We start from the raw sequence: 21,568 nt of genomic DNA, 5'->3' as shown, positions 1-21,568 counted from the left end.
ACGCTCTTTCGCATGGTTAAGCGCCGAAGCCGACCTGATCGACCTGATACTTGGCGTTCCAGAGCGCCGTCGAATCGGTACTGAACCAAATCTTGATCTTGTCGACGCTGCCCTTATACGGCCAAGCGCCGGCGTCCATCGAGAACTTGTTCCATGCGTTCGGCGTCAGAGTCGCCTTGCCTTCCAGCACATGGCTGCCGCTGTAGAGACGCACGGTCACCTTGTACTGAGTGGCACCCGGGCACCCGCCGTAGGCGTCGATCGCGAACTGGAACTTCGGAGCGGCGGTCGCGTCGACAGGCGCCGCGAACGTCTTCACGATTCCTTTTTCCGCCCGCGCGCCTCCGACGCCGTCGCCGGCCGTCGCCGTGTCCATCGTCACTTCCAGCGACCTGGTCCCCGCGAACGGGATTCCTGGCGCGTTGGCGAAGCTCGACGCGGTGGCGACGGACGTGGCATACTCGGATGCCGTCCATCCGTCGGACGACGTCTCGAAGCCCGATACGGCCAGAGAAGGCGCGATCGAACCGACGGCGGACAGCGCTCCGGCGGCGGGGGACTCGCGGTCGGCGAGCTGGGCGGCATTGTAGCCCGGAATGACGCTCGCCCAGTCCGAGATGCCGATGATGCTCTTGGCGAAGCTCGCGACGGCGGCGGACTCGCTCGTATCGATTTTTTGGAAGACGTCGTAGATGTACTTGGGATCTTTGGGGGCCGATGCGGCGGATTTGGTCGGATCGCGCGTCCACAGGCCGAGATTCAGCCCGCCCTCCTGGCCGTGGTCCACGTGCCGATGCAGGATGAACGAGTCGATGCCGCCGAGAAATTTGGCCTTGTAGTACGAATACACATAAGCCGCGGCTTGCGTCTTCTGATCGGCCAGCGAGTTGCTGAGCGAGTGAAAACCTTGCTCAGACAGGATGATCCGGCGTTTGCTCCCGTTGTACAAGTAGTCGGATGCGCCGATGTAGCCGGTCAGCACCTGCAGGTTTTTGAAATTGATGCGGAGCGTGTCGGCGGACGCCGTCGCGGTCGTATCGTTCCACACGGTCGGATCGAACAAGTCTTCCGGGTATGGATGGTAAGCGATGTTCCACGGAATGTTGCCCTCCGCCCGGATGCGCCGGTTGAACTCGTCGAGCAGTGCCTTGCCCTTGTACGTACGGAGGGCGTCCGTCCCGACGCTGCCGTTCCAAAAGTGATCCAGCGAGATGTACGTCCGGCCGTTCGCGTAATATTTTTTGACAGCCGTCTCGGCGATGCGGTAGGCGCGGGCGTATTGCTCCACGAAATCCTGCAGCGTCTTCGACCCCATATCGTACCAATAAGCCTGCGAGTTCACCTCGTTGCCGACGATATAGTTGACCGCCCGCCCGTACTGTTGGTCGGCTCTCGTGTAGCGGCTCGCCAAAAATTCCATGCCGGCCTTCCAGTAACGGATGCCGTCTGCGTCCGTGACATTGATGGCGGCGACCGTCCCGCTGCCCGAGAAGCCCGGGTGCGTCAGCTTAGCGGTGATCGTCCCGCTGCCCGGATACAATATGAGGATCAGACTGACGACGACGCCCTCGTCGGACAGCGTCTTGATGTCGCGATCCAGCTGCGCCACATACGAAGCGTTTAAATAATAGGTCGTTCCGTCCAAAACAAAAGGGACCGCGCCCGCCGCGCTGTCGACGAACAGCTGGTTGAACGCGACGTTCAGCGCCGCGTGGCCGATGCCCAGCTTCTGGGCGTCGTCGATCGTCTGCACCTGAAGTCCCTTGATCGAGGCGGCTGTCGGAAAGGCGTACGCATTGGCCGGCGCCGTCTGCGAGGTGACATAGGTTGGGCTCGCAACCAGCTTTTTCGTGGCATGGTCGACGACGACGAACTTTGAATACACTTTGTCCCGGGAGCCGCCGTATCTCGCTCCGCTCAGCGTGAAGCTCGCGACGCCGCCGCTCGGCGCGACGGATTGCGTGGCCATGGCCGTATAGGAGGCGGTCATATCGTACTTTTCGTACGGCTGGAGTTCGATGAGGTCGAGCTGCGCCGACGAGGACGTCGCATACGTGCCGAATACGTCGATCTGCGTCGCCGAAGCCGTCGCTTGACCGATCGAGCCGGGATAAACGGCGGGATAAGCGGAAAAGCCGACATTGTCCAGCTGATGCTTGCCGGCCCAGTTCGTCGCGAAGGTGACGGAGCGATAGGCGACCTCGATTTTCGTAATGGCCGTTCTGTAGCTCCAACCGCTTAAATCCACGCTGAGCTCGTTCCAGCGGTCCCCCTGAATGGCCTGCGTGGATACGAACGTCTGGCTGTTGCTGTAAAACGTAATTCGCGCTTCGAACTGGGTGTTGGACGCGTCGATGCCGTAGGTGTTGAACGCGCCGTGGAAGTAAGGCACGGACGAGACGTTCAGCGCCGGGGAAAAATCGCGGTACACCGACCGCCAGGACGTGCCCGGCACGCCCGCCGTCGTCAGCTCGGCCATCCGGTTGCCCGCGTAGGGCGTCGACGGCGCGTTGGCGCTGCTCGCCACATGGGAGAGCGCGGTCACGTTGGCTCCCCATTGCCAGCCGTCGGTGCCGCCTTCGAACCCGCCGATCTCGGTGTCGAGTACGGCGGCCGCCGCCCGCCCCCCCGTCTACGGAAGGCATGAACGGCAGCAGCAAAGCCAGGCAGACCGTCGCGGCCAGCCAACGTTTGGATATAAGCTTCATCATTAGCCTCCTCTTAATCGCGCTATCTATATAAAAAGAGCAAGCCGGCATCGGTAAAACCAAATGCGACTTGCTCTTGAGCGATCTCGGGTGCCAAGCTGCGGCATGCGCAATACGGTACTACGGTAAGTATCAACGGCGCTCCACGGACAGCCGCACGCCCGACAAGCCGCAGGCGGCGAACGAATAGGAGCGGCCGGGAGGAGGGCCTTCGGCCGGTCCGCTTTTCCACATCCAGGGCGAAGCGATGCGCGCGGGCGGACCGGCGTGATGCGGTCCCCATACGTTCTGCTGGGTGGCCGACACGACGACGGACAGACGGTTGATCCCGGGGGACAGCAGCGAGGTGACGTCCGCGGCGGCAGCGCCCATATGGATCGGCAGCCTGCAGCCGTTGACGCGTACATGCGCCGCTGCGCCTTGCAGCCCCTCCGGCCGTATCACGTATTTGTTGGACGCGAGCGATCGTTCGTCCGCCGCGATCGGCTCCAGCGCGTACTCCACCTGTCCGCCGTAGAAGGGCAATCCCTGGTGCGTCCAATCGCCGGACGCGAGTGTCGGCATGCCTGCCGATATGCGGAATCCCGCTTCGCAGGGCGTTACCGAGAAGTCGCCCAGCACATAGGCCGGCTCGAGCTCCAGGAGCGGATCGAATACGGGCGCGATCAGCTTCAGCACGTTCTCGCCCGCCGAGAGCGCATCCGCGAGATCGTAAACGGCGAACGCGCGGTCCATCCATCGCTCGGACGGCGCAGGTGCGAGCGCCAAGCCGTTGACCTCGAGCCGCATCCGGCTTCCCTGCTCGACGGCTAATCGAATACGCGCCGGAACGACGTCGACCGCGAGGCGGAACGCCGCCTCGAACCCCTCCGTGCTTGCGCTCGGCGCCCGCTCCGCGATGCGGCGTTTGTACTGCACGGCATTGTCCCACGGATTGCCGTCGAAGCCGTTCTCCCGATAGAGCAGCGGGCACGCCCGGTACACGGACATGCCTTTCATCCGGAGATGTCTGCCCGTCACGTCCGCATAATCAAGCATGAGCGCATTCTCATCGAGCGGAAATATGCTTCGGATCGGCAGGCTGCGGTCGGAACCGGCCGCCGCCGCGATCCCGTCTCTTCGCCCTTCGAGATCTGCCTCAGCAGGGACTTCGTCCATGTCCGGGCCCGCCCGCTCTGCGTGCGGCGTAAACGGCAGTGCCGATGCGATTGAGTCGAACGCAGCCGCGTCGTCCAGCAGCAGATAGCAGCAGGAATCCCCCTGCTCCAGCGTCAATTCCTGCGCCTCCCCGGCAGCGGGGGTCCGAACGGCCGTCCCGCGCAGCAGATCGAGCCGCATCGCCGCCGGCGCATGCAGGGTCAGCTTCACGGTCAGCGGCTCCGGCGCGCTGTAGGCCAGGAACAGCAGCCGCACGCCCTCCGGAAGCTCGCGCGACTGGACGGCGAGCCCCCTGATCTCAACGGCATCGGACGCATGGACCGAATCGGTCCCTTCGATCGCCGCGTCCCCGCCGCTTGTGCCGGCCAGGCTCAGCCCGTACCCGCAACGTCGTCGGCTGTCCGCCGACCAGGCCGCGATCAGCGCGTCCGCGTTCGTGCGGACGAACGATTCGGGCCGCCTGGCCGCCAGCGCCGCCAAGGCGTCGTCGCGTCTGCCGTCCACGTAGTCCGGCAAGCGGTCCCCCAGTACGCGCACGCTGCCTCCCGCGGCGGCATACGCTTCAAGCAGTCTTACCGTCGAACGCATCGCCGACTCCATGCCTGCGGGGAGAATGACCTCGTCGTAGCTCGCCGTGCCGACGACCCATCGGCCGGCCGCATCGATTAGGCCGTGCCGCGCCATGATCTCCTCATCGCCCAGGTCGTAATCGATGCCCGCGTCCGACAGCCGCTGCAGCAGCGTCTTGTACGACGTCACCATCTCCTCGAAGGGATGGCCAGCCGCTTCCCAGCTCGTCGTCGCCGGGTACAGATAGGCGGTCCGCGTCGGATGCAGCAGCAGGACGCGCCTGTCCGCCTTCCCTTGGGTCAGCGCAAGCTGGGCCCGCGCGATGTAATCCGTCAGCTGTCTCAGCTCATACTGCCAAGGCAGGCGCCAATCGAACGATTGCGGATGATCCCGCTTCCTCGCGCCGGCGAGGGAGGCCGCCGTCAGATGCGGATTCAGGAAGTCGATGCCGTGCGCGAGCAGCCAGTCTCCAATCCGCTTGAAATCCTGCGTCGACGCGTCGAAGCCGCCCGCGCCGAATGCCTCGCACAGCGTCCGCGCCTTGCCGAGCTGGCGAGAGACGCTCGCCGCCTCCCGCACGGTGACGAGGAGCGCGTCGGTACCGTCCGACGACAGCGGGCCGCACGTCAGGAAGTCGATCCCCGGCCAGTCCATGTATTCGTAGAGCGACATGATGCCCGGAGAAAAGCGCACCCACGGAATCGGCCATTGATGCTCGAGATAGTGTCCCGTAAACGCCAGGCCGTTCGACCGGCACCACTCGCCCAGCGGGATGACATAGTTGTCGCGCCAGAGCTCGAACATGATCCGGTAATAATCGGCGCGTACCTCCTTCGCGTCGCGCAGCTCGCCCGTACCGTCTTCGGCGTCCTGGAACAGCAGCGGCAGATGCGCGATCAGATCGTAGCCGGCGCGGTCCGCGAACTGCGCGGCGAACCAATAGGAGAACGGAACCGCCGTCTCCGCCTGGAACAGGTTGCCCGGCGACACCTCCGGCTCGTCGGTGAACACCGCCGGAATCGTCTTGCCGAAGCTGGCGCCGAAGCGCGCCTTGTAGCGCTCGTGCGTCCGCTCGATGAACACGCGCGCGACCTCCGGCCGCAGCAGATCGACGTAGGCGAAGCCGCCCAGCCAGCCGTTCGTCTCCGCGGCGCGCCAGTCGTAGATCAGATAGGAATGGCCATGCTGCCCCCATTCGGATGAAGGCATTCCGTCCAGACGACGGGTCAGGCGAATCCCGCCGGCCGAAGTGCGCTCGAACGCATAGACCGCGATCGGCTGCCCGGGACTGGACAGGAAGTGCGCATTGGCATACGGCAACTCGCCCGGCTCCGGACGCTCCAGAATCTTCTGGCCGGCCGACCGGCTCAGGCAATCCGGCAGCTCGGCGGACACGTGCCCGCCCGCGAAGCCGGAGGGATACGAATTTTCGTCGTATATATAAAGCTGAAGGCCCCTTTTCTCCGCTTCATCCAATGCGGCCCCAAAAAGGTCGAACCATTCTTCGCTCAAGTACTCGTTCACGAGACCCGGGCGCGGGTGAAAAAATCCGCCGCCCATCCCCATCTCCTGCAGCAGGGCGACCTGCTCCCGAATCTCCTCCGCGTCGTGCCGTCCGTTGATCGACCATAGCGGCACGGGCCGATATTTGGCCGGCGGATCCTCGTAAGCCTCCAGCCATTCGTACAAACCGTTTTGCATGTGCGACTCCCCCTACATTTTTAAGGCGCCCTGAACCATCCCTTGAATGTAATACTTCATGCCCAGCGAGAAGATAACGATGAGCGGCAGCGACGAGATGGAGTAGGCGGCGAACTGGACGCCTTTGTCCGTAATGCCGAACTGCTTGGTGAACTGCGTCAGCCCGACGCCGATCATCTGCATGCTGCTGTCCCGGATCGTGAGCAGCGGCCACACGTAATCGTTGTAGGTGCCGACGGTCTGCATAATAAATATGGTCGCCAGAATCGGAACGGACAGCGGGAGCACGATGCGCGCGAATACGGTCAGCTCCTTCGCGCCGTCGATGCGTGCGGCTTCGAACAGCGAGGACGGGACGGACGCCATCGAAGTCCGGCACAGAAAGGTGCCGAAGATCTGCCCGCCGGCCGCGTGCGCGATGATGATCGCGAGCGGCGTGTTCGTCAGCCCCAGTTTCTCGTACCAGACGTAGGCGGGGATCAGCGTAAGGATGCCCGGCACCATCATCATCGCGAGCAGCAGCAGGAACAGGAACTCCTTTCCCGGGAACGTCTTCTTCGCGAACACATAGCCGGATACCGCGGACAGGCCGACGACGAGCAGGCTCGCCCCTCCTGCGTATAAAATCGTATTGAGCACGTAACGCCAGATGCTGGCGAAGGCCTCTCCGTAGTTCTCCCATTGCGGCGGCGAGGGCAGCGACCAGAAGCTGCCGAGAATCTGCGAGTTGCTCTTCAGGGAGCTGTAAAACATGAACAGAATCGGGACAAGCGTCAAGACGATCAGCAGCGCGAGCGTCCCGATCAGCAGCGTCTGACGGACGGCTGCCGGGCTCGGCATCGGCAGGCCGGCGATCGTTCTCGGCGCGCTCGTCGCGCGAACCGGGGCAGGCATGGGCATCCTCCTCACTCCTGCGAGCTCCGCAGGAACTTCATATTGACGACCGTGATGACCAGGATGACGAAAAACATCGAGACGCCAAGCGCCGAGGCATAGCCGAGCTCGTCGAACTTCGTTGCGGCGTAATACATCTGCAGCGCGGGCACGTAGGTCGAATCCATCGGTCCCCCGCCGGTCACGATCAATATGGCGTTAAAGTCCTGAATGACGCCGATCAGCGTCAGGATGATCAGAAATTTAAATTGTCCCGCCAGCAGCGGCAAATGGATGGAACGGATGATTCGCGGCAGCCGGGCGCCGTCCATCTTGGCGGCTTCGATCAGTTCGTCGGGAATGCCGATCAGGCCCGAATAGAGCACGAGCAGCTGCAGGATGCCGACGAACGGAAAGCCGATGAAAATAATGGCCCAGATCGCCGTCTTGGGATCGCCGAGCCACGAATTCGTCAGCCCGTCCAGCCCGACGGCTTCCAGGAAGCGGTTAATGAGTCCGACGTTAGGGTCGTACAGGTTTTGCCAGATCAGCAGCAGCGCGACGGCCGGCACGATCATGGAAGTCACGAACGCCGTACGAAAGTAATACTGGAGCCGCTTGCTTTTCAGATGGTAGATCAGCTCCGCTACGAACAGCGGGGGCACGATGGCCTTCAGTAGACCCGTGACGATCAAAATGCCGAGATTGACGATGCCTTTGCCGACGTAGTCGTCGCTTAAGATTCTGCGGAAATTGGCCAGACCCACAAACGTTGATCTGCCGCCGGGATTCCATTCGTAGAGCGAATGGTACAGACCGGATAGCGCAGGCACGTACATGAAGCCGATCAGCAGGATGAAGGCCGGAGACAAGCTCAAATAGATCCACTTGGCCTGCCAGATGCGTTTGAAAACGGATAGCCGGTTATATCTTTTGAGCAGGTAGAGCCCGGCAGCGATCAGCAGCAATGCGGCAGCGGCAGCGGCGATCAGCAAGATTCGTTTTTGCGCCGCTGCGGACTCGGCGCCCGCGACGACGTTCTTCACTTCGTAGCTGTAGACCCCGCCGTTCTCCGTTCCGCCATACAGCGTCTTGCCCTCCGCGCCGAACGCGAGCTGCGTCGCCGGAGCGGGCACCTGCGTCTGCCAGATCGTTTTGCCTGAAGAGGAGATCAGATAAAAATGACCGGCATAGTCCGCCGCGCCGATCGTATCGCCGTCCGGCGTCAGGGCGACGTCCTTGACCGAATCGAGTACGGCGATCTCGCGCAGCTTGCTGCCGTCGCGATCCAGGAGCACGACCGTCGACGACGTCAAGCCCGCCGCCACGCGGCCTTCGTCCGATACGGCGACGCTGCCGATCGTGCCGTTCATGCCGGCTTTGAATAACACGTTGCCGTTTCCGTCCAGCAGGTACACGTTCTGGTCCTTGCCGCCTACCGCGATATAGCCGCCGCCCGGAGCCGCTGCGACATCGGCCGCGCGCGCGCCGAGCGACGCCTTGCCTTGCGTCCCTCCGTCGGACGGATCGATCAGGAGCAGATCGGAGCTGTTCTGCACCGTCACTGCAGCCGTAGAACCGTCCGCCGACGGCGCGACGCCTTCGACGCGTTTTTTCAGGTCCTGCTTCCACAGCAGCTCGCCGTTTAAGCCAAAGGCGTACAAGTTGCGATCATCCGAGGAAGCCAGCAGCCGGTCCGCGCCGGCGAAGCCCACGCCCGTGACGACGTTGCCGGTCTTCATGACGGCGACCTGTTTGCCGGCCTCGTCGAACAGATAGACATGCGTATCCGAGCTGCCGACGGCGAGCAGTTTGCCGTCCGGAGACATCGCCATCGCGGTGACCGATTTACCTTGTTCCAGATTCCACGCCGACTGCGCCCGCGCGCTAACCGGCGCGAGCAGCAAGCACAGCGCTATAATAGCCCAACTCAGCTTCCTGGCTTTGCGCACGTCATCACCCTCTCCGATGCTTCGAAGCGCAGCGTCCCGCGCGGACGGCAGGCGCGCGAGCGGGACGCCGCGTTCTTATTTTCTCTCCGGCGGCTGCCGTTCCGGCGTCTCCAGATCGGACAGCTCCTTCTTCTTGTCCTTCAGCGCAGCCTCCAGGTACTTGTCGACCGTCGCTTGATATTTGGTCAAGTACTGGTCGATCGCGATCTTGCCGCCGAAGTATTGCTGGATGAGGCCGACCCACTCTTGCACGGAGGGCTGGTAGTCCCACAGTCCGCGAGCCAGCATGTTGTTCGCACTGGTGAAGCCTTCCGTATTGCCGATCGGCTCAAAGTTCGCGAACGCCTTCGCCATCTCTTCGGGCAGCTCGATGTCCTTGAGCGCCGGCGCTCCCGCGAGCGAAGCATCCTTGCTGTTCTGGATCGCGGTTACGTACGCCTTGTAGCCTTCCGGACTCGTCAGGTACATCATGAAGTCGACGCCGAGCTCGGTTTGCTTGGCATCCTTGGACACCAGGCCGTAGAACCCGATCGGGATCTGAATCGTGCGCGCAGGCGCCAATACCCCTTCGCCTTCCATCGACGGCATGTTGAAAAATCCGTATTCGAACGCCTTGGCCCCGCCCTTGGTGCCCGACTTCTTCTCGTCGGCCAGGTCCTTGGGCAGCTGCCAATAAGCGCCCGGGGTCGTGAGCATCGTCGCCGCCTTGCCGGTCAGGAACAGGCTGTACGCCTGGTCCGCGTTCACGCCGAAAAATCCGGGCTCGGTGTACTGGAACAGCGTCTTCAGATTTTCCATGAACGCCTTCCACTGCGGATTGCCTTCAATCTTGAACGGCCCCGTCTTGTCCTTGATCGCCTTCCAGACGCGGAGGTCGTTCTTGGTCACTTTGCTGTTGGAGTCGTTGTACGGATCGGTCGGATCGTACTTCCAGACATCGTCGACCCCGGGCACGAAGTTGTAATCGTTCGGCTGCGAACGAATGACGTTAACCGAATCGCGCATATATTGGTCGCCGTACACCCGCACGAGCCAGCCCGCTTCTCCGCTCCACATCGAGTTGGAGTTGCCCGCGAGCGACAGCGGAATGTAGCCGGCCGCTTTAATTTTTTTGAACGCTTCGATCAGCTCGTTAAACGTTTTGGGCGCTTGCGCCACGCCGGATTTGTCGAAAATTTCCTTGTTGTACAACCAGACGATTTGTACCGATTCGAAGTTAAGCGGATACAAATGGTCGTTTTCTCCGAGCGCATCCAGGTTGATGCCCATCGTGCCGAGATCGAGGCTTTCCTTCCACGCTTTGCCGGTATACGGGTTGTTCTTGTCCAGCCAGGGCAGGAAGTCGACGAACTTCTTGTCGTCCTGCAGACTGCCGACTTCGTTGATGACCGCCAGGTCCACGTCCGGCGTACCGGCGGCGAACTGGGAGGTCAACCATTCCTTGTAGCCGTCCATCGGTTTGTTGTCGACGGTAACCTTCACGCCAGGGTGCTTGGCCATGTATGCGTCCGCGACTGCGTTCCATACCGAAGCGGATGCGTTGGGCAGCGAAATTTTGAAAGTTCCCGACAGTTCCGAACCGGCCTGCGCCGATGACGATCCGGAAGGGGCTGCGGACGCGGATGGAGCTGCCGATGCGGATGGAGCCGGCGCGCTACTGCTGGAATCGCTTTCATTCGGAGGCGGCGAAGCATTGCCGTTGCCGTTCGAGCATGCGGCGACCATGGCGATCGCCAAGGTGGAGCCGACAGCGGGCAACCATTTGTTCAGGGCTCTCATAGGACCTCTCCTCAACTCAATTGAGTATACTTGCATTTATTAATATATACTTTGATAATGATTTATTCAAGAATAAAATAAAAAAAACGGCCCGAGGGCCGCTCTGTGCTTGCGATGGAGTTGCATTTCATTCGTCTGCGTTCCATTCGGCCGTGCTGTCGCGAACGATGAGGCTAGGCTCGATCTCGTCCTTGCTGAACGTCTTGCCGCTCGCGATCTCGCCTTCGAGCAGCAATTCGACCGCCCTCTTGCCGACACGATACGTATTCTGATTGACGGATGTCAGGCTGGGACGGACGTAGCTGCTGACGAACAAATCGTCGTAGCCGACGACGCTGACATCTCCCGGAATAGCGAGTCCTCTGCGCTCCGCGGCCTTCATCGCGCCGAATGCCTTGATATCGCTCGTCAGAAAGACCGCCGTCGGCGGCGCGTCCAGATCCATAAGCCGGTCAAAGCCCTGCGCGCCCGAGTCCGCCTGCTCCATGCTGCCCTCGATGACGACGACGAGCGACGGATCGAATTCGATCTTATACTGCGACAGCGCCAGTTTGTAGCCCTGGAAGCGCAGCGAGAATTCCTGATTCAGCCCTGCGACCGAGCTCCCGGTCAACACGATGCCGATGCGCCGGTGACCGATCGAGAGCAGATGTTGGGTGGCGAGGTATCCGCCCGTCATATTGTCGACGATGACATACGGAATCTGAAGATGCGGAAAATAAAAATGCACCGTTACGATCTTGCGGCCCTCGCTCTTCCAGCCGGCCACGATATCCGCCGATACGAATTCAGTCTCCATCGCTCCCGGCAGCAGAACCAGACCGGAGCGCTCGGGATTCGGCGGCAGCTTCTCGCGCTCCCCGATATCCCATAGCTGGAATTGAACGCGATTTTCCTCGCACTTCTCGTGCAGTCCCCGCAGAAGATCGGCGAAAAAGCCATGGTTGAACTGCTCGACCGGCAGGGCGTGATAGATCAAATAAATGGTTTCGATGCGGGCTTCGGCGCCAAATGCTTCGGCATAGGACCGGCTGACGTACGACCCTTTCCCCCGGACCCTATAGATAAGACCCTCTTGGGCCAGCTCGGTCAGTGCGCGCCGCGACGTAATTTCGCTCGTTTCATATAATTTGGCCAGCTCGATCTGCGATGGAATCGGCTCTTCGGTCGAGATCTCGCCGTTTAATATTTTTCGTTTAACGTCGTCAACGATCAATTGATACATCGGACGCTTTACCGTCTTCATGCTGCCAATCGCTCCTCCCGTCACAAACCTAGTATACTTTACTCGATATTTGATTGCAAAGTATATTTCGTTTGCAGGAAGGTTCCATTTCACCAGACAAGAATAGCCTAAGTTAAACGATCGCTGAGCGGTCCCGCCTCGTGTCAGGAACGTTTGAGCAGCAAGTAAATAAAATAAGGCGCGCCGATAAAGGAGACAACGATGCCAGCCGCGATCCCTTCGGGACCCGCCACGTTCCGGCCGATTGTGTCCGCCATCAGCAGCAGGAAGCCGCCGATCAGCACCGACACGGGCACAAAGCGCTGGAACCTGGGACCGACCAGCGACTTGGCGATATGCGGCGCCATCAAGCCGATGAACGCGATGCCGCCCGTGACCGCCACCGCCGACGCCGCGAGCGCTACCGCAGCGAGAAGCAGCAGACCGCGGTCGCGAGAGAGCCGGACGCCGCTGCCGACGGCAGTCGCGTCATTCAGCGAGAGCAGGTTCAGCGCGTTGGATTTGTACATCGCATATGGCAGAAGTACGATAAGCCAAGGCAGCTGCGCCCACAAGAAGGTCCAATCGGTCCCCCACACGTTGCCGGCCAGCCAGCGCGAGATAAAGTCGACCTTGTAAATATCCACAGCTGAAGTAATGAATACCATCAAGCCCGACAAGCCGAGAGAAAAACCGATACCGGTGAGCACAAGCCGCATCGGATGAAGGCCTGATTCTCTGCTGTAGGAGAAGGCGTAAAGCAGTCCGGCCGTCAAAACTGCACCGATAAAGGCTGACACCGGGATGAGGTAAACGAAGGCGCCGGGGTCCGTCGGAATGAGCAAAAAGCTCACTGCGACGCCGAGCCCCGCCCCTGAATTGATGCCGAGGATGCCGGGGTCGGCCAGATCGTTGTTCGTGACGCCCTGCAGGATGGAACCTGACAGCGCCAGCGACATGCCCGCCGCGAGCACGATGAAGATGCGGGGCAAACGGAGATCGAACAGGACGAATTTTTCCTTGAATTCTCCGTGCCCGAGCAAGGTCGGCACAATTCGTCCGTAAGAGACGGAGGAAGAGCCTAATCCGAGGCTTACGATAACGGTCAAAATAATGAGCGCAGCCAGCGCCACGAGAAACGCGCGCTGCTTGCGAATCGAACGGACGTCGGTCATGGGGTGGTGTTCACTCCTTTACGCACGATAAACAGGAAGAACGGCAGCCCCATGACCGCGATGATGGAAGCCATCGGCGCCTCGTATGGGGCGATCGCGTTCCTTGCGATCGTATCCGCCGCTAGCATGAAGAGCGCGCCGACGACGGCGGACATCGGAACCACCTTGCGGTAATCCGTGCCGACGACGAACCTTACGATATGGGGAATCATCAGACCCACGAACGCCATGTTACCGATTAGCGCTACGGAGGCGCCGGTCAGAACGATGACCGCTGCATATAGGACGAACTTGATCTGGCCGGTACGCAGCCCGAGCCCGATCGCTGCCTCTTCGTTGGCGCTGAGCAGCGTGAGCGCCTTGCCCAGGACGACCGCCGCGACGACGCCCGCCGCGATGAACGGCACGATCGTGACGATTTGATGCCACGTCGTGCCGATGAGACCGCCGGCCGTCCACATCGATACGCCTTTGGAAATTTTAAAGGCAAGGCCGATCCCTTCCGCTATGGCGTATAAAAATAAGGAAACGGCAGAACCCGCGAGCACCATCCGGATCGGGGACATGCCGCCTCTGCGCGAGGCGCCGATGCCGAGCACCATACAAGCTCCGACGGCCGCTCCGATAAAGCAGGCGACCATCGTTCCGAAGTATCCGACAGCCGGCATCGTCGCCATCGTGAAGGCCAGCGCCGCATTCGCGCCCGATGACAAGCCGATCAAGCCGGGATCGGCAAGCGGATTGCGGGTCAGGCCTTGCATCACGGCTCCAGCGACGCCGAGCGCCGCGCCGACGATCATGCCGGCCGTCTCGCGGGGAAGGCGAAGCTCGCGAAGAACGGTAAGCTGCTCGCCGGCAGCATGCGTCGTTAACGCTAGCCATACATCGCGAAGCGTCGTATCTTTGGCACCGTAAACCATCGAGATCGTGAACATGCCAGCAAGCGCGATCAAGCCCAGCACGATGGCCAAGGCAAATCTCATTTTTTTATTCGAATTCATCAGCCGCTCCGCTTTCTATTAAAAAATAGGAAAGGGGAATTCCGCGCGCTCGCGAAATTCCCGATGCATACGGGGATCGTTAGTTGCCGAGGAACTTCTCCTTGAAAAATTCAAGCTGCCACTCCAGCGTCAGCGCATCGTTGAAGTAGAACGTGCGCGAATCGACTTCGTACACGCGGTTGTTTTTGACCGCCGGGATATTTTTATAGGTCGCCGTCTGCTGGAAGGAGACGTCCGCGCCCGGATCCTTGCTCATGATGATGTAGTCGCCGGCATAATCGGGCAGCACCTCCGCCGAGAGCGTGAAGTAGCCATCTTTGGCGGTTGCTTCCTTAACCTTGGGCTGCATGTTGAGCCCCATCAACTGGAACAAAATCTCCGTACCGCGTCCCCAGGCGTCCCCGAACGTATAAACTTGCTTGTCGTAAGCTTCGATAACCGAGACGGTAGCGTCTGCGCCGATCTTCGCTTTGATCTGCTCGCCTACGTCCGCCGCCCGCTTCTTGAAGTCGTCGATCCAGGCTTGCCCTTCCTTCTCCTTGTTCAGCGCCTTGGCGATCTCCAGATGCTGCGTCAGATAGTCGACCTTGTTGTACGTATAGGTGACGAGCGGCGCAATTTGCTTCAGCTTATCGAGATTTTTGCTGTCGGAGGAGCCGATGATGAGATCGGGCTTCAACTCGATGATCTTTTCCAGGTCTTCGTCGGACACCTCGGTTACGCCTTGCAGCTTGTCGGCAAACTTCGGATTGTTGAGCGACCACGAGTCGACGCCGACGAGCGGCACGCCGAGCTGGAGTACATCGCCTGTATAGCCGGACAATACGATGACCCGTTGCGGGTTCGCGGGCACTTCGACCGGGCCGGCCTCCGACTGATAGGTGACCGTGCCGGTCTGCGCCTCCGCAGACGGGCTGGCGGCAGGACTGGCGGATGCGCTCCCGGAAGCGCCGGCAGTCGCGGCCGCGGAGCTGCTTGCGGCCGGCGATGCTTGGCTTCCTTTATCGTTGTTGCCGCATGCGGCCAGCGCAAATGCTGCGACCATGAATAATGCGACCAGTAGCAGACCTCTGCCAAGTGCGGTGCGGTTCGATTGCGATTGTGCCTGTCTTTTCATTTCTCTGCCCCCAACTATGAATGATTATCATTATCAATGATAACGTTTATCATTACTTTAGGGGTTTCCGCCGGCTTTGTCAATGAAAAATCGCGGCACACGTCATTTATCTTTTAAAACTTTTTGCCAGCTGCCCGTACGACAAAGCCTCCGCACAATAGCCCGGCATATGCGAACGCATACAAGGATGCACCTGCCGCCGTCCAAGCCGAGCCTTGCTCCAGTCCGGTCAGCACTTCTGACAAGATGCCGGCAGGCGGCAGCAGCCAGCGGACGAACGCCATGCCCTCAGGAAGCTGCGCGACCGCGCTTGCGGAAGCAAGAGACAGGACTATGACGCCGATCAGCGCCGGAAGCGAGGCTGCAGACCTGCCGAAGCCGCGCTCCGTGAACCAAAGTGCGATTCCCGTGCCCAGCAGAGATTGCGCGGTATGGACACTGGCAGCGGCCAGCCATTCAACCCGAGTAGGCCACCGCTCCAGCTTCCCGGTCAGTGCCGGATACAGGACGGCAAAGGCAGTCAGCAGCAAGCCGATAGCCGCCATAAGCAGCAGCTTGGACGCATAATAGGCGCCTGCGCTGCCGGCATGGAGTGCCGTCACCGCTTGCTGGGTTTCCGGCTCCAGATCGGATAATCCCCAAGCGATCCAGGCAGATACGACGAACAGCCAAACGGACGAAAAAGCATAGCTCTCCAAGACCGGATTCGGCGATATCGTATAAATGAACAGAAGCAATCCGACATAGGCGATCAATGGGGCAAGGTAGCGGTAGGATTTCGTATAATAGGACCAATGGTATCGAATCAGCGGCAGCACGTTTACACCATCCTCCCGGAGCCCGCGGCAACAGAATCAATAGAGGCGCCAGCCTCCAGCAGCTCTCGCAGCAATGCATCGCTGCTCGCAGGGTCTGTCCAGTACACGACCTCTTGTCTCTCCATACGGCATCTTATCGTCCCAGGCCAGTTTGCGAACGCCTTCGCGTCCTCCTCCCGTCCTTTCGGCCATTGGCAGACGATCCGGCGCCAGCGTTTTCCCTCTACCGAGGCAGAGGATGCGGCGACCGACTGGATTCGACCGTCCGAGATCGCCAACGTCCGGTCCGCCCATTGACCGATCAGCGTCTGCTCATGACTGGCGACCACGATAGCCGTTCCTTTCTGCCTCAGACTCATCAGCATGGAAGCAAGCACGCCCTGCGCTTCCTCGTCCAGCCCGCCGACCGGCTCGTCCAACAGCAGCAGCTCAGGGTCGCCTAACAGCGCCTGCACGAGGTTCACTTTTTGAAGCATGCCTTTCGAAAAAAACTTCATTTGCTGCCCTGGCCTGTCCCGCAGATCCACCAGTTCGAGCAGCTCCTCGATTTTTCTCGTCCGCGTCGCCGCTTCCAGCCCTCGAATCGAAGCCATATGGTTCAAGTATTCGCGGGCCGTAAATTTGAGCTTTGGCAGGTGATCGGGCGCGTAACCGATGACAAGACTTCCCCCTTCGCCCGATCCGCTCACTTCTCTTTTGCCGGAAGAGAGCGCAGAGAGCCCCGCTATCAGTTTAAGCAGCGTACTTTTGCCCGAACCGTTCGGCCCGGTGACAGCCACCGTCTCTCCTCTGTTTATCTCAAGGGAAACGCGTTGAAGCACCGTTTTTCCTTTATACTGCTTGCTCGCCTGAATAAGACGGAGTATGCCGTTCAAGTTCATGGCCCTTCACTCCCGTTCGTTAACGGACATTTATATTAATACTATAAAAATTAAAGTCCGTTTCACAATGCGTTTATTCACAATAACGGCAGATTTATCCCGAACTTGTGGGCAGATTGGGGAAATATTGAGGTTGTTTCATGCCATTCTCACTTATTCACAGTCGGACATTCCCATCAGTCGGCTATCCCCCGTGGACAAGTACGCGAAGATTCGCTCTATCCACATGTGGATAAGCGCGCCCGCGCCTAATAGCCCGTCCGGTCGCTTCTTAAAGAAGGAGACGGACAGGCATTAAGAGACGGTCAATCCTATTTAGGCGTTTAAAAAGCGTCCAGAAAAAAGACGACATAGATGGCGGCCAGCAGCCATAACACGGGAATGATGCCCCACCAGAGCGCGCCTTTAAACCTGCGCTTATGGTACAGCGCCCAGCTGACGACGATACTGAGGAGCAGCGCGATCGGATAGGCCCAATAGAAGACGACGATTGCGAACGGCCATTTGTCGATGACGGAGTCCGGGGAGTCGAGCGCAATAAATGACGTTAAGGCGACGACTACCCAAGGGACAATGAGAAGGACAAAGATGAGCTGGCAAATCAGCAGCGTAGCGGCTGTTTTAGCGTTTTTCATGGCGCATAACGGTCCCCTTTCCCTTTGGTCCCCGTCCGCAGGCATCTGGCGTTGCCGCCTACCTCACCTTTCGCACAGGGCTTTTCTAGATTTTAACCGTTTTTTCCGGGTTTCGTAAACACCGGGCTTGCCCCGCCCTTGCTTCCAGGGAAAATAAACGGCATTTCAAACATAAAAACTGCCGGGCAGCGTGCCCGGCAGTTGGCGATGCATGGCTTTAAGCGAAGCGGTCGACCGATCGACGGCGGTTCGTTAGTCCGCCGATACCGGCTCGAGCTCGGCTTCGTCTTCGTAGCCTTCTTCGGTCGGATCGACGACGCGGATGTTGCGGTAGCGCGACATCCCCGTACCCGCCGGAATGAGCTTGCCGATGATGACATTCTCCTTCAGGCCAAGCAGGCGGTCGACCTTGCCCTTGATGGCTGCGTCGGTGAGGACGCGGGTCGTCTCTTGGAAGGACGCGGCCGAGAGGAACGAGTCGGTCTCGAGCGACGCCTTGGTGATGCCGAGCAGGACCGGACGCGCGACCGCAGGCTCGTTGCCTGCGAAGATCGCCTCGCGGTTCGCGGCTTCGTATTCGTGCACGTCGACGAAGGAACCCGGCAGCAGCGTCGTGTCGCCCGGATCGACGATCCGGATCTTGCGAAGCATTTGCTTGATCATGACTTCGACGTGCTTGTCGTTGATCTCAACGCCCTGGTTCCGGTATACGCGCTGTACTTCCTGCAGAATGTAGTTCTGCACGCCGCGTACGCCCTTGATTCGCAGCATTTCCTTCGGATCGATCGAACCGTCGGTGAGCTCGTCGCCGGCTTCGATGTGCAGACCTTCGTAGACGCGGATACGGGAGCCGTAAGTGACGGGATATACCTTGGTCTCGGCATCCCCTTGCACTTCGATCTCGCGGCGATCCTTGGTCTCGCGAATTTCCTTGACGACGCCGTCGATCTCGGAGATGACCGCCTGGCCCTTCGGGTTCCGGGCTTCGAAAAGCTCCTGGATACGCGGAAGACCTTGCGTGATATCGTCTCCGGCAACGCCCCCGGTGTGGAACGTACGCATCGTCAGCTGGGTGCCCGGCTCGCCGATCGATTGGGCGGCGATGATGCCGACCGCTTCGCCGATCTCGACCTTCTTGCCCGTTGCCAGGTTGCGGCCGTAGCACATCTTGCACACGCCATGACGGGCGCGGCAGCTGAGCACGGAACGAATCTGCAGCTTTTGCACGCCTGCGCGGATCAGTTCTTCCGCCTTCGGCGTGTCGATCAGATCGTTGCGGCCGACGATGATCTCGCCGGTCTCCGGATGACGGATCGTCTCGAACGCATAGCGTCCTTCGATCCGGTCGAACAGTTCCTCGATGACTTCCTTGCCGTCCTCGATGCGGCTGACGATGATGCCCTTGTCCGTGCCGCAATCTTCTTCGCGGACGATGACGTCCTGCGCGACGTCGACAAGACGACGGGTCAGGTAGCCCGAGTCGGCGGTACGAAGCGCCGTATCGGCCAGACCTTTACGCGCGCCGTGCGTCGAGATGAAGTACTCGAGGACCGTCAGGCCTTCGCGGAAGTTCGACTTGATCGGGAGTTCGAAGATCCGGCCCGACGGCGTCGCCATCAGCCCCCGCATGCCGCCCAGCTGGGTGATCTGCGATTTGTTGCCCCGCGCTTTGGAGTCGACCATGAGCATGATGGAGTTGTAGCGATCCATCGATTTCATGAGCACTTCCGTGATCTCGTCCTTCGTCTTCGACCAGATGTCGATGACGCGGTCGTAACGCTCGGCGTCCGTAATCAGACCGCGTCGATACTGCGTCGTGATCGTCTTGACGGCTTCGTCGGATTTCTTCAGGATCTCGACCTTCTCCACCGGTACGGTGACATCCGACACGGCAACCGTGATGCCGGCGCGAGTCGAGTAGGTGAAGCCGAGCTGCTTGATGTCGTCGAGAATGATCGACGTCTTCATCGTATGGTAGATGCGGAAGCACTCGCCGATGATATGGCCGAGATATTCCTTGCCTACTGCGCCCGGCGTCGGGATATCCTGCATGATCTGATCGAGATCCGCGCCCTTGTCGTAGATGAAGTATTTTTCCGGCGTACCCTTCAGCAGATTGTCCTTGGTCGCCTCGTTGATGTAAGGGAACGTATCCGGGAAAATCTCGTTGAAAATGATCTTGCCGATCGTCGTCACGAGCAAAGCGTCCTGCTGCTTCTCGTTAAACGTCTTCTTGTTCAATGCCTTGACCGGAATGACGACGCGCGCATGAAGGTCGGCTGCGCCGCGTTGGTACGCGGAAACGGCTTCGTTCACTTCGGAGATGCGCATGCCAGCGCCATGCGCGTCCTTGTTGTCCATCGTCAGATAGTAGCAGCCGAGAACCATATCCTGCGAAGGCGTGACGACAGGCTTGCCGTCCTTCGGGTTCAGGATATTGCCGGAGGCCAGCATGAGCAGGCGGGCTTCAGCCTGCGCTTCGGCAGACAGCGGCACGTGAACGGCCATCTGGTCGCCGTCGAAGTCGGCATTGTAAGCCGTACAGACGAGCGGATGCAGCTTGATCGCGCGGCCCTCGACCAGGATCGGTTCGAACGCCTGGATGCCGAGACGGTGAAGCGTAGGCGCACGGTTCAGCAGAACCGGATGCTCCTTGATGACTTCTTCGAGCACGTCCCATACTTCCGGGCTGACGCGTTCGACTTTGCGCTTCGCGCTCTTGATGTTGTGCGCCTGGCCCTTGAGCACGAGCTCTTTCATGACGAACGGCTTGAACAGCTCGAGCGCCATTTCCTTGGGCAGACCGCATTGGAACATCTTGAGGCTCGGTCCTACGACGATAACCGAACGGCCCGAGTAGTCGACGCGCTTGCCGAGCAGGTTCTGACGGAAGCGGCCTTGCTTGCCCTTCAGCATGTGGCTGAGGGACTTGAGCGGACGGTTGCCGGGTCCCGTGACCGGACGGCCGCGGCGGCCGTTGTCGATCAGGGCGTCGACGGCTTCCTGAAGCATCCGCTTTTCGTTCTGTACGATAATGTCCGGCGCGCCCAGATCGAGCAGACGCTTCAGACGGTTGTTCCGGTTGATGACGCGACGGTACAGGTCGTTAAGGTCGGAGGTCGCGAAGCGACCGCCGTCGAGCTGTACCATCGGGCGAAGCTCAGGCGGGATAACCGGCAGCACGTCGAGGATCATCCAGTCCGGCAGGTTGCCGGAATTGCGGAACGACTCGATGACTTCGAGGCGCTTGATCGCGCGGTTACGGCGCTGGCCTTGGGCCGTGCGCAGCTCTTCCTTCAGCATGTCGAGCTCGCGGTCGAGATCGATGTCCTGCAGCAGCTTCTTCACCGCTTCGGCGCCCATGCCGGCGCTGAATGCGTAGCCGTACTTCTCGCGGTAACTGCGATATTCCTTCTCGGACAGGAGCTGCTTCTTTTCGAGCGGCGTGTCGCCCGGGTCCGTCACGACGTACGACGCGAAGTAGATGATCTCTTCGAGCGAACGCGGCGACATGTCGAGGGCCAGGCCCATGCGGCTCGGGATGCCCTTGAAGTACCAGATATGCGAAACCGGTGCGGCCAACTCGATGTGGCCCATGCGTTCGCGGCGAACCTTGGCGCGGGTGACTTCGACGCCGCAGCGGTCGCACACGACGCCCTTGTAGCGGACGCGCTTGTACTTGCCGCAATGGCATTCCCAGTCCTTGGTCGGCCCGAAGATCTTTTCGCAGAAAAGACCTTCTTTCTCCGGCTTCAAGGTACGGTAGTTAATCGTCTCAGGCTTTTTGACTTCGCCTCGGGACCAAGAACGGATCTTGTCCGGGGAAGCCAGCCCGATCTTCATAAACTCAAAATTGTTAACGTCTAACAAGGAGCAAGCCCTCCTTCATCGTGGCTCGGATTACGTTGCGATTGACGAACGGTCGTGACGATCTCGTGCTGCTTAGTCGGCGATGGTCCGGCCGGGATCCATGCG

General features: G+C 60.2%; 13 protein-coding genes. All 13 read right to left on the bottom strand.

Going from position 1 to position 21,568, the window contains the following annotated elements; translation table 11 throughout:
• Positions 1-16: 16 nt before the first annotated feature.
• The 13 genes from KB449_RS00260 to rpoC all read right to left on the bottom strand — a co-directional run bounded on the left by KB449_RS00260 (position 17) and on the right by rpoC (position 21,436).
• Positions 17-2,545 (bottom strand): DUF5722 domain-containing protein, encoded by a 2,529-nt coding sequence (locus KB449_RS00260; protein WP_282906468.1) that lies wholly within the window; start codon positions 2,543-2,545, stop codon positions 17-19.
• Between the two features lie 295 nt (positions 2,546-2,840).
• Entirely contained in the window at positions 2,841-6,137 is a 3,297-nt protein-coding gene (locus KB449_RS00255; RefSeq protein WP_282906467.1) for a glycosyl hydrolase, read from the bottom strand.
• A gap of 12 nt (positions 6,138-6,149) precedes the next feature.
• Positions 6,150-7,037 (bottom strand): carbohydrate ABC transporter permease, encoded by an 888-nt coding sequence (locus KB449_RS00250; protein ID WP_282906466.1) that lies wholly within the window; start codon positions 7,035-7,037, stop codon positions 6,150-6,152.
• A gap of 5 nt (positions 7,038-7,042) precedes the next feature.
• Complete coding sequence (locus tag KB449_RS00245; RefSeq protein ID WP_282906465.1) at positions 7,043-8,962, bottom strand: ABC transporter permease subunit; 1,920 nt, start codon at positions 8,960-8,962, stop codon at positions 7,043-7,045.
• 75 nt (positions 8,963-9,037) lie between these two features.
• Positions 9,038-10,741 carry an ABC transporter substrate-binding protein gene (locus KB449_RS00240; RefSeq protein ID WP_282906464.1) on the bottom strand — a complete coding sequence of 568 codons (1,704 nt, stop codon included), beginning with the start codon at positions 10,739-10,741 and terminating at the stop codon, positions 9,038-9,040.
• A 127-nt stretch (positions 10,742-10,868) separates the two neighbouring features.
• Positions 10,869-11,987, bottom strand: a complete 1,119-nt coding sequence (locus tag KB449_RS00235; protein ID WP_282906463.1) for a substrate-binding domain-containing protein — start codon at positions 11,985-11,987, stop codon at positions 10,869-10,871.
• A gap of 143 nt (positions 11,988-12,130) precedes the next feature.
• Positions 12,131-13,141 (bottom strand): FecCD family ABC transporter permease, encoded by a 1,011-nt coding sequence (locus KB449_RS00230; RefSeq protein WP_282906462.1) that lies wholly within the window; start codon positions 13,139-13,141, stop codon positions 12,131-12,133.
• Entirely contained in the window at positions 13,138-14,142 is a 1,005-nt protein-coding gene (locus tag KB449_RS00225) for a FecCD family ABC transporter permease (RefSeq protein WP_282906461.1), read from the bottom strand. The genes KB449_RS00230 and KB449_RS00225 overlap by 4 nt, the downstream gene beginning before the upstream one ends.
• A gap of 79 nt (positions 14,143-14,221) precedes the next feature.
• Entirely contained in the window at positions 14,222-15,259 is a 1,038-nt protein-coding gene (locus tag KB449_RS00220; RefSeq protein ID WP_282906460.1) for an iron-hydroxamate ABC transporter substrate-binding protein, read from the bottom strand.
• Between the two features lie 113 nt (positions 15,260-15,372).
• Positions 15,373-16,077, bottom strand: coding sequence for a hypothetical protein (locus tag KB449_RS00215; RefSeq protein WP_282906459.1), 705 nt, complete (start codon positions 16,075-16,077; stop codon positions 15,373-15,375).
• 2 nt (positions 16,078-16,079) lie between these two features.
• Complete coding sequence (locus tag KB449_RS00210) at positions 16,080-16,958, bottom strand: ATP-binding cassette domain-containing protein (RefSeq protein ID WP_282906458.1); 879 nt, start codon at positions 16,956-16,958, stop codon at positions 16,080-16,082.
• 323 nt (positions 16,959-17,281) lie between these two features.
• Positions 17,282-17,593, bottom strand: a complete 312-nt coding sequence (locus KB449_RS00205; RefSeq protein ID WP_282906457.1) for a hypothetical protein — start codon at positions 17,591-17,593, stop codon at positions 17,282-17,284.
• Between the two features lie 252 nt (positions 17,594-17,845).
• On the bottom strand, positions 17,846-21,436 hold the full coding sequence (gene rpoC, locus KB449_RS00200; RefSeq protein ID WP_434082541.1) for a DNA-directed RNA polymerase subunit beta': 3,591 nt from the start codon (positions 21,434-21,436) through the stop codon (positions 17,846-17,848).
• Positions 21,437-21,568 lie beyond the last annotated feature (132 nt).

Source organism: Cohnella hashimotonis (assembly GCF_030014955.1).
Classification (GTDB): Bacteria; Bacillota; Bacilli; order Paenibacillales; family Paenibacillaceae; genus Cohnella; species Cohnella hashimotonis.
The sequence above is the reverse complement of the archived record's forward strand: the minus strand, read 5'-3'. Positions and strand labels throughout refer to the sequence as shown.

Excerpts from the sequence above, each read along its gene's own strand:
- KB449_RS00240 (WP_282906464.1), bottom strand. The coding sequence starts at position 10,741 with ATGAGAGCCCTGAACAAATGGTTGCCCGCTGTCGGCTCCACCTTGGCG.
- KB449_RS00205 (WP_282906457.1), bottom strand. The coding sequence starts at position 17,593 with ATGAAAAACGCTAAAACAGCCGCTACGCTGCTGATTTGCCAGCTCATC.
- KB449_RS00225 (WP_282906461.1), bottom strand. The coding sequence starts at position 14,142 with ATGAATTCGAATAAAAAAATGAGATTTGCCTTGGCCATCGTGCTGGGC.
- rpoC (WP_434082541.1), bottom strand. The coding sequence starts at position 21,436 with ATGAAGATCGGGCTGGCTTCCCCGGACAAGATCCGTTCTTGGTCCCGA.
- KB449_RS00255 (WP_282906467.1), bottom strand. The coding sequence starts at position 6,137 with ATGCAAAACGGTTTGTACGAATGGCTGGAGGCTTACGAGGATCCGCCG.
- KB449_RS00235 (WP_282906463.1), bottom strand. The coding sequence starts at position 11,987 with ATGAAGACGGTAAAGCGTCCGATGTATCAATTGATCGTTGACGACGTT.
- KB449_RS00210 (WP_282906458.1), bottom strand. The coding sequence starts at position 16,958 with ATGAACTTGAACGGCATACTCCGTCTTATTCAGGCGAGCAAGCAGTAT.
- KB449_RS00220 (WP_282906460.1), bottom strand. The coding sequence starts at position 15,259 with ATGAAAAGACAGGCACAATCGCAATCGAACCGCACCGCACTTGGCAGA.
- KB449_RS00230 (WP_282906462.1), bottom strand. The coding sequence starts at position 13,141 with ATGACCGACGTCCGTTCGATTCGCAAGCAGCGCGCGTTTCTCGTGGCG.
- KB449_RS00250 (WP_282906466.1), bottom strand. The coding sequence starts at position 7,037 with ATGCCCATGCCTGCCCCGGTTCGCGCGACGAGCGCGCCGAGAACGATC.